General features: G+C 70.1%; 10 protein-coding genes. 7 read left to right on the top strand and 3 right to left on the bottom strand.

Going from position 1 to position 7,200, the window contains the following annotated elements:
• Positions 1-802 (top strand): DUF1176 domain-containing protein (locus EK403_RS10325; protein WP_128777437.1); only part of this gene is annotated, 802 nt, incomplete at its 5' end.
• Here EK403_RS10325 and EK403_RS10320 read toward each other — a convergent pair.
• Positions 799-2,031, bottom strand: a complete 1,233-nt coding sequence (locus tag EK403_RS10320; protein WP_128777405.1) for a type III PLP-dependent enzyme domain-containing protein — start codon at positions 2,029-2,031, stop codon at positions 799-801. The genes EK403_RS10325 and EK403_RS10320 overlap by 4 nt on opposite strands.
• A gap of 232 nt (positions 2,032-2,263) precedes the next feature.
• Here EK403_RS10320 and EK403_RS10315 point away from each other — a divergent pair, with 232 nt between their 5' ends.
• The 6 genes from EK403_RS10315 (at position 2,264) to EK403_RS10290 (ending at position 5,808) form a co-directional block, all read left to right on the top strand.
• Positions 2,264-2,749, top strand: a complete 486-nt coding sequence (locus tag EK403_RS10315) for a hypothetical protein (protein WP_128777404.1) — start codon at positions 2,264-2,266, stop codon at positions 2,747-2,749.
• Positions 2,746-3,411, top strand: a complete 666-nt coding sequence (locus EK403_RS10310) for a ribonuclease T2 family protein (RefSeq protein ID WP_245479624.1) — start codon at positions 2,746-2,748, stop codon at positions 3,409-3,411. Before EK403_RS10315 ends, EK403_RS10310 begins: the two co-directional genes overlap by 4 nt.
• A 6-nt stretch (positions 3,412-3,417) precedes the next feature.
• The gene (locus EK403_RS10305; protein WP_128777402.1) at positions 3,418-3,822 is read left to right on the top strand and encodes a cupin domain-containing protein; all 405 of its coding nucleotides are present in this window, start codon (positions 3,418-3,420) and stop codon (positions 3,820-3,822) included.
• Positions 3,819-4,652, top strand: a complete 834-nt coding sequence (locus EK403_RS10300) for a 23S rRNA (adenine(2030)-N(6))-methyltransferase RlmJ (protein ID WP_128777401.1) — start codon at positions 3,819-3,821, stop codon at positions 4,650-4,652. The genes EK403_RS10305 and EK403_RS10300 overlap by 4 nt, the downstream gene beginning before the upstream one ends.
• Positions 4,653-4,829: 177 nt before the next feature.
• Positions 4,830-5,042, top strand: coding sequence for a cold-shock protein (locus EK403_RS10295; protein ID WP_128777400.1), 213 nt, complete (start codon positions 4,830-4,832; stop codon positions 5,040-5,042).
• Positions 5,043-5,208: 166 nt separating this feature from the next.
• Positions 5,209-5,808, top strand: coding sequence for a glutathione S-transferase (locus EK403_RS10290; RefSeq protein ID WP_128777399.1), 600 nt, complete (start codon positions 5,209-5,211; stop codon positions 5,806-5,808).
• Positions 5,809-6,017: 209 nt separating this feature from the next.
• Here the strand turns inward: EK403_RS10290 and lysM are convergent, their stop codons facing one another.
• Both lysM and EK403_RS10280 read right to left on the bottom strand, forming a co-directional pair.
• Complete coding sequence (gene lysM / locus EK403_RS10285) at positions 6,018-6,458, bottom strand: peptidoglycan-binding protein LysM (protein WP_128777398.1); 441 nt, start codon at positions 6,456-6,458, stop codon at positions 6,018-6,020.
• 73 nt (positions 6,459-6,531) lie between these two features.
• Positions 6,532-7,083 carry an outer membrane protein gene (locus EK403_RS10280; protein ID WP_128777397.1) on the bottom strand — a complete coding sequence of 184 codons (552 nt, stop codon included), beginning with the start codon at positions 7,081-7,083 and terminating at the stop codon, positions 6,532-6,534.
• Positions 7,084-7,200: the final 117 nt, after the last annotated feature.

Genomic DNA, 7,200 nt, shown 5'->3' with positions numbered 1-7,200 from the left:
GGGGGGGGGCCCGCCGGTCCGGCTTGCCTCGGGCTCCGACCTTTCGAGCGGCCCGGCGGCCGAACCCGGCGCCGCGGAGCTGCGCCTGTCCGACGCCGCGACCAAGCGGCTCTTGCCCTTCCTGCGGCGCGGCAAGGCGATCCTGGTCACGGTCTCGGGCGAAGGCGGCGAACAGGCCTCCGCGAGCCTGCCGCTGCCGGGCTTCGCCGCGGCCGCGGCCGAGATGGACGCGCGCCAGGGCCGCGTCGACCGGCAGGACGCGCTGGCGGCGCTGATCGGCGGCGCGGCCCCCGGCAAGCTCACGGGCAAGCTCCGCGACGTGGCGCGAGATCAGGTCCCCGAAGCGCTGCGGACGGTCATGATCGGCCGCGACTGCCCGCTCTGGGACCAGGCGGAGGGCGACGCCTCCTTCCTCGCCGACGAATCCTTTGCGGCCGACCTCGGCGGCGGACGGACGCTGTGGGCGATCGTGTGCGCCTCGGGCTCCTACAACGCCGACTTCGCGCTGTTCATCGAGGACCCGTCCAAGGCCGCCAACCGGTTCGACCCGCTGCTGTTCGCCGCCTTCGTCGAATCGATCGGCTGGACCGGGACCGACACGCTCACCAACGTCGCCTACAATCCCGAGACGCGCGAGCTGAAGGCCTTCGACAAGGGCCGCGGCGCGGGCGATTGCGGCCAGGTCGGCCTCTGGGAATGGGTCGGCGCCGCGTTCCGGATGATCGAGTACCGGGCGAAGGAGGAGTGCGACGGCGTCGGCGACGCCTCAAGCTTCCCGATCGTGTTCCGCGGCGAGCGCTAGCCGGCCGCGACTCCTCCCCGGGGCTCCAGGCTCGCGAACCCCTCGGCGCCCTCCTCGGCCTCGAAGGGCGTCGCGACCTCGACGAACTCGTCCGGGTAGAAGCCGTTGAAGCGGGTCCTCAGCGCGAGGCTGTAGGCGCCGATATGGCCGATCTCGATCCAGTCGCCGACGTCGACGCCCTCGGGCAGCCAGAATGGCCGAGACAGGATGTCGACCGAGTCGCAGGTCGCGCCCATGACGCGGAACGGCGTCAGCCTGTCCGAGGCGCGCGCGCCGCGCTTGCGCGCCGGATCCGGGATCAGCCGCGCCGGAAGCGTGATCTTGCCGGTCCACGAGTCCGAGAGCGAGCTCCAGATCCCGTCATTGATGTAGAGCCGCTGGCCCTTCTTCAGCAGCACGCGGACGATGACCGACAGGCAGCGTGCGACGATCACCCGGCCGGGCTCGGCGATCAGCGGCAGGTCGCCGAGGCCCCACGCGTCGATCTCGCTTTCGATCCGCCGCACGAGGTCGCCGACCTCCGGCGCCGGCGGGCTCGGGCGGCGCGGGTCCTGTCCGTAGCGCGCCGGAAAGCCGCCGCCGATGTCGAGCGCCGCGAGCTCGACGCCCGAGCGGCCGCGCACCCAGTCCGCGGTCCCGAGCGCGCGCTCATAGGCCGCGAGATCCTCGACCTGGCTGCCGACATGGAAGGTCACGCCGGCGCGGAACCCGATCCGGTCGATGCGCTGGAGCAGCTCGACGGCGTGGGCCGGCGCCGCGCCGAACTTCTTCGACAGCTCATAGGCGGCGTGCCCCTTGGTCGCGAGCCGCACGAACAGCGTGACGTCTCCTGGCGCGATGTCCTGCGCGCGGACGATCCGGAGGATCTTCGCGACCTCGTCCTCGTGATCAAGCGCGAGCGAGCGGATGCCGTAGCCTTCGAGCGCGAGCCTGACGTCGGACTGCGCCTTCACCGGATGCATATAGAAGAGCGCGGCGTCCGCCGAGGCGGCGCGGGCGGCGGCGAACTCCGCGGGGCTCGCGACGTCGAAGGCGTCGACCCCCGCCTTCGCGAGCCTCTCCAGCACGAAGGGCTCGCCATTGGTCTTGACCGCATAGGCGGTCCGGCCGCGGAAGGCGGAGAGGAAGGCGCGCGCGTCCGCGTCGAGCACGGAGGGGCGGAAGCCGTAGACCGGCCGATCGGGGCGCAAGGCCAGCGCCGCCTCGCGCGCGGTCTCGAAGCGCTGCATTCCGATCGGGTCGCTCCTTCGATCTGGGACGAGGCGGACGCTATCACCGCGGATGCGGCGATCCCAAGACGAGCGCTCGTCCGTCGCTCAGCACAGGAGGATCGAGACGCCGCCGTGGGTCGCAGTCCCTGGCCCGCCAACGGTTCACCAAGCCCGAGGACGGCGCTTGATTTGGGACCTGCGGCGACCGAAGGTCGAGGCGCGGCGAGGATTGCAGCTTGAGGGTCTGGTGATGAGAACGGTTCTCCTGGTCGGCGCCATGGCGGCCGCAGCGCTCTCGTCGGCCCCGCCTGTCCATGCGGCCGATGCTGCGGACTATCGCTACAGGGAGACGCGCACGGTCGTCCGCGATCGGTCCGACGCCGGCGTCGTGCGCGGCTATACGGGCCAACTGCCGGCCTGCGGCGACCCGGAGGTCGAGCGCCGCATCGTCCACAATTTCTCGGACACTGAGCGGACCTACTGGCGCACCGGCCTCGAGCTGTCGCCCTTCGTCCGGCCGGTCGAACTCGGCTACCGGCCCTGGGGCTGGTCCTTCATCCCGCGCCGCTTCTGCAAGGCGACCACGGTCACCAATGACGGCCGCAAGCGGCAGGTCTCCTATTCGATCCGCGAATGGCAGTCCTGGGGCTCGCTCTCCTGGGGCGTCGAATGGTGCGTGAGCGGGCTCGACCGGCACTATTCCTACGCGCCCGACTGCAAGATGGCCCGCCCGTGAGACGAACCGCCCTCGCGGCCTGCGTCGCGGGGCTCGTCGGACTGGCCGCGAACGTCTCGGACGCCGCCGCGCAAGGCCGCGGCCGGGCCGGCGATTTCGACTTCTACGTGCTGTCGCTGTCCTGGTCCCCGACCTATTGCGCGACCGCCGGCTCGCGCGCCGACCGCGGGCAATGCGGCGCGGCCAAACCCCACGCCTTCGTGGTCCACGGGCTCTGGCCGCAATATGAGCGCGGCTTCCCCTCCGACTGCCGCGTCACCGGCCGCGAGCCGACGCGCGCCCAGGTCGACGACATGCTCGACGTCATGCCGAGCGTCGGGCTGGTGCGGCACGAGTGGCGCAAGCACGGGACATGCTCGGGGCTCGACCCGAGAGCCTATTTCGAGACGGTGAGAAAGGCGGCCGCCAAGGTCACGATCCCGGACGCCTATCGGGACGCCGGCCGCGAGCAGGATCTGACGCCGGCCGACATCGAGCGCGCCTTCGTCGCCGCCAATCCGTCGTTGAGGCCGTCGATGGTCGCAGTCGGCTGCCGCGAAGGCATGATGACTGAGGTCCGAATCTGCATGACGCGCGAACTCGCCTTCCGTCCCTGCGCGGAAGTCGACCGCCGCGCCTGCCGGGCGTCGCGCGTTTCCCTGCCGGCCGCGAGAGCGAGGTGACCACCGATGGAGCATGAGGCCGACGCCGCCATGCGGCTGCACCGCCCCGGCGTGACGGAGATCTGGGAGGAGAGCGCGCCGGCTCCGGACCGCGTGGTCGAGGGCAATCCGACCTTCCGCACCGCCGTGCATTACGAGGCGCCGGACGGCCGGCTGATCACCGGCGTCTGGAAGGCGACGCAGGGCGCCTGGAAGGTCGCCTATGACGAGTGGGAATGGTGCCGGCTGCGCTCCGGCCGCTGCGTGGTGATCCCCGAGAACGGCGAGCCCGTGCCGCTCGGCCCCGGCGACGCGCTGGTGCTGGAGCCCGGCTTCGTCGGGGTCTGGTCGGTGCTGGAGGACTGCGCCAAGGACTTTGTGGTCATGCTGCCGCCGCCTTCCGGAGACGGGGCCGAGACGCCAGACGCGTGAACTACCGCCACGCCTTCCACGCTGGCAATTTCGCGGACGTGCTGAAGCATGTCGTGCTGGCGCTCGTCGTCCGCCATCTCAACCTCAAGCCCGCGCCGTGGAGCTGCCTCGACACCCATGCGGGCGTCGGGGTCTACGATCTCGGCGGCGAGGAGGCCGGGCGCACCGGCGAATGGCGCAACGGCGTCGGGCGGCTCCGCGACAAACGGCTGAGCGAGCCGGCCGAAGCGCTGCTGGCGCCCTGGCGCGCGATCCTCGCCGAAATGAGCGAGGATCAATATCCGGGCTCGCCCGAGATCGTGCGCCGCATGGCGCGCGCCGGCGACCGGATCCGGCTCTGCGAGAAACACCCGAGGGACGCGGCCGCCCTCGCCCGCAATATGGGCCGCGACCGGCGGGTCAAATGCGTCGAGATCGACGGCTGGACGGCCCTCAACGCCTGGCTTCCGCCCCCCGAGCGTCGCGGGCTGGTGCTCGTCGACCCGCCCTTCGAGGAGCCCGGCGAGCACGGCCGCATGGCCGAGGCCTTCCTCAAGGCGCACGCCACATGGCCGACCGGGACCTATCTGCTCTGGCGGCCGATCAAGGACAAAGCGGGCTGCCGCGCGCTCCTCGAGCCCCTCTCGAGGGCCGGCGTCCCGAACCTCCTGAACGTCGAGCTTCTCGTTCGGGAGCCCGGCGATCCGAAGGTTCTGGCGGGCTCCGGCCTGGTGATCGCCAACCCGCCCTGGACGCTCCGCGCCGAACTCGAAGCCGGACTTCCGGAGATCGCCAGGGTCCTAGCCCAAGGAGCAGGCGCCCGCGGCTTCGTTCAGGCGATTTCCGTTTAGGATTGCGGCGCCGAGGCGCCGGAACGCGCCATTTTTTCGCCTTGCCAGACTGGCGGCGATGATCTTACCAAGTAAGTCTCGGAGGATTATCGCGATCGGCCGGGCGCAGCGGCGCGCCTTGGAGGCTGAGCCGCGCGGGGCCTGGGCGGCCTTGGAATGGACTGCAGGGGGACTTCAATGGCGCAGAGCGGTACCGTAAAGTTCTTCAACTCAGAGAAGGGCTATGGCTTCATCAAGCCGGATGACGGCGGATCGGACATCTTCGTGCATGTTTCAGCCGTGACCCGCTCCGGTCTCGCCACGCTGTCGGAAGGTCAGCACGTCTCCTTCGACGTCGAGCCGGACCGCAAGGGCAAGGGCCCGAAGGCCGTCAACATCACCGTGAGTTGAACGGCGGCGGCGCGAGCGCGCCGCGCCCGATGAAAGATCGGATTCGGGAACCGCTTCGCGATCCGGCGGAGCGAAGGGCACGGCGCCTCCTTCGCCGGGCCGCTTGCGCCGCGGGCGGCGGGACGCTAACCCGCCCGGAGCCGCCTCCGATCCGGATCGCCCCTCTATGCTCAAGCTCCGCTCGTCGCCCGCCTCGCCCTTCGGCCGCAAGGTGAAGATCTCGGCCGCGGCGCTCGGGCTGAGCGAACGGATCGAGGTGGTGGCGACCGACACGTCCGCGCCCGGCGATCCGATCCGGATCCTGAACCCGCTCGGCAAGATTCCCGCGCTCGAGCTCGAAGATGGGACCACGCTGTTCGACAGCCGGGTGATCGTCGACTATCTCGACTTCCTCGCCGGCGGCGGCAAGCTCGTGCCGGTCGAGGCGCCCGGACGGTTCCAGGAGCTGCGGGCCCAGGCGCTCGCCGACGGGCTTTGCGACGCGGCGCTGCTGCAGGTCTACGAGACGCGGCTGCGCGATGCCGACAAGCGGTCGGAGCGCTGGCTCGAGCTTCAGGCCGGCAAGGTCGAGCGGGCGCTCAAGAGCCTCGAGTCGCAGCCGCCCGCGAACCTGTCCCGCATCGGCGCCATCGCGACCGCCTGCGCGCTCGGCTATCTCGATTTGCGCTTCGACGGCGCGTGGAGGTCGGACCACCCGAGCCTGGTCGCCTGGCTCGAGGATTTCCGCGCCGCCACGCCTGCTTTCGAGGCGACCGCGCCGCACTGAGCACGGTCGAGGGACGGGCCGACGGCCTCCGGCCGGTGGAGGGGGCGTCGTCAAGTTGACCGGCTAGTCCAGAGCGCGTCATTCCGGGCTTGTCCCGGAATCCATTAGCGCCGCCTCGTCAATCCCTTGGCGCCGTCTCCGGTAATGGGTCCCGGCGCTTCGGCCGGAACGACGGACGCAGTTTCGTCGCTTTGATCTGAAAGCGGCCGTCAATCCGGGATGCGGAGCACCTGCCCGGGATAGATCTTGTCCGGATGCTTCAACATCGGCTTGTTGGCCTCGAAGATGTCGTTGTAGCGGTTGGCCTTGCCCTTGCCGTACTGCGCCTCGGCGATCTTCGAAAGGTTGTCGCCCTTCTTTACCGTGTAGAATTTGGGCTCCGCGCCGCCGCCCTCGACCTTCAGATTTTCCTCGACTTTGGCGGTCCCGAGCGTGTTGCCGGCCGCGATGATGATCTTCTCGCGGACCTCCTGCGAAGGAGCCGTGCCGTTGATCTTGATGGTGTCGCCCTCGACCTTCACGTCGACGTCGCCGGCGTCGAGGCCGTGCTTCTTGAGCTCTTCCTTGATCTTGTCCGCAGGAGCCGCCTGGGCTTCGCTCGCCCCAAACAGCTTCTCGCCGACCTCTTTGATGAAATCGAACACGCCCATCGCCCGCCTCCCTTAGTGTCTTGGCAGCCGAGAGCTAGCGCTCGCGAGCCCCCGGGGAAGCGGACGGGACCAGTTAGAAGCGGTAGTTGAGGCCGATGCGGCCGAGGCTTCCCGAAGGACCGAAGGAAACGCCTCTCAGGTCTTGGCGATCGAGGTCGACATAGAGATACTCCGCGCGCAGGCGGACGCGCTCGGTCAGCGCGAAGTCAAGGCCGCCGCCGACCGTCCAGCCGATCTGCATGTCGTCGTCGCCCGCGAATTCGGCGGAGGCGAAGGCCGCGCCCGCCGCCCCATAGGCCACGAACCGGCCGAAGGCGTAGCCGATGCGCGCGCGGATCGCGCCGAAGGCTTCGATCTCGTAGCGCGCGCCCGCCCGTCGCGCGTCGAGCCCGCCGCCGGAGACGTCGCCATCGATCCCGATCACGAGCCGGTCGAACTGCAGGTCGTATCCGCCCGCGACGCCGACCAGCGTCCCGTCGCCGCCGATCCTGCCCGCCGAACCCAGCAGTCCGACCCAGGGGCCGCTCCAGTCGAACGCCGACTCCGTCGCAAGGTCGGCGGCCTGGGCGGGCGCGGAGGCGAGCGCGAAGCAGAGGATCAGGGATCGACGGTTCGGGATCGTCATCGGCTGCGCGGTTCGAGCTGCGCGGGACGACCCCTCACCCCGCGGACGCCATCCTGCCACGGAGGCAGCGCCCGAACGGTTAACGGATCGTTTCACGGCTGATTAAGATCAGGTGAA

This window comes from Hansschlegelia zhihuaiae, from assembly GCF_004103825.1.
In the GTDB taxonomy this organism is placed as follows: domain Bacteria; phylum Pseudomonadota; class Alphaproteobacteria; order Rhizobiales; family Methylopilaceae; genus Methylopila; species Methylopila zhihuaiae.
The sequence above is the reverse complement of the archived record's forward strand: the minus strand, read 5'-3'. Positions and strand labels throughout refer to the sequence as shown.

Bases quoted from the DNA above. Each gene is read 5' to 3' on its own strand.
- EK403_RS10320 (WP_128777405.1), bottom strand. From the start codon at position 2,031: ATGCAGCGCTTCGAGACCGCGCGCGAGGCGGCGCTGGCCTTGCGCCCC.
- EK403_RS10315 (WP_128777404.1), top strand. From the start codon at position 2,264: ATGAGAACGGTTCTCCTGGTCGGCGCCATGGCGGCCGCAGCGCTCTCG.
- EK403_RS10305 (WP_128777402.1), top strand. From the start codon at position 3,418: ATGGAGCATGAGGCCGACGCCGCCATGCGGCTGCACCGCCCCGGCGTG.
- EK403_RS10295 (WP_128777400.1), top strand. From the start codon at position 4,830: ATGGCGCAGAGCGGTACCGTAAAGTTCTTCAACTCAGAGAAGGGCTAT.
- EK403_RS10290 (WP_128777399.1), top strand. From the start codon at position 5,209: ATGCTCAAGCTCCGCTCGTCGCCCGCCTCGCCCTTCGGCCGCAAGGTG.
- lysM (WP_128777398.1), bottom strand. From the start codon at position 6,458: ATGGGCGTGTTCGATTTCATCAAAGAGGTCGGCGAGAAGCTGTTTGGG.
- EK403_RS10280 (WP_128777397.1), bottom strand. From the start codon at position 7,083: ATGACGATCCCGAACCGTCGATCCCTGATCCTCTGCTTCGCGCTCGCC.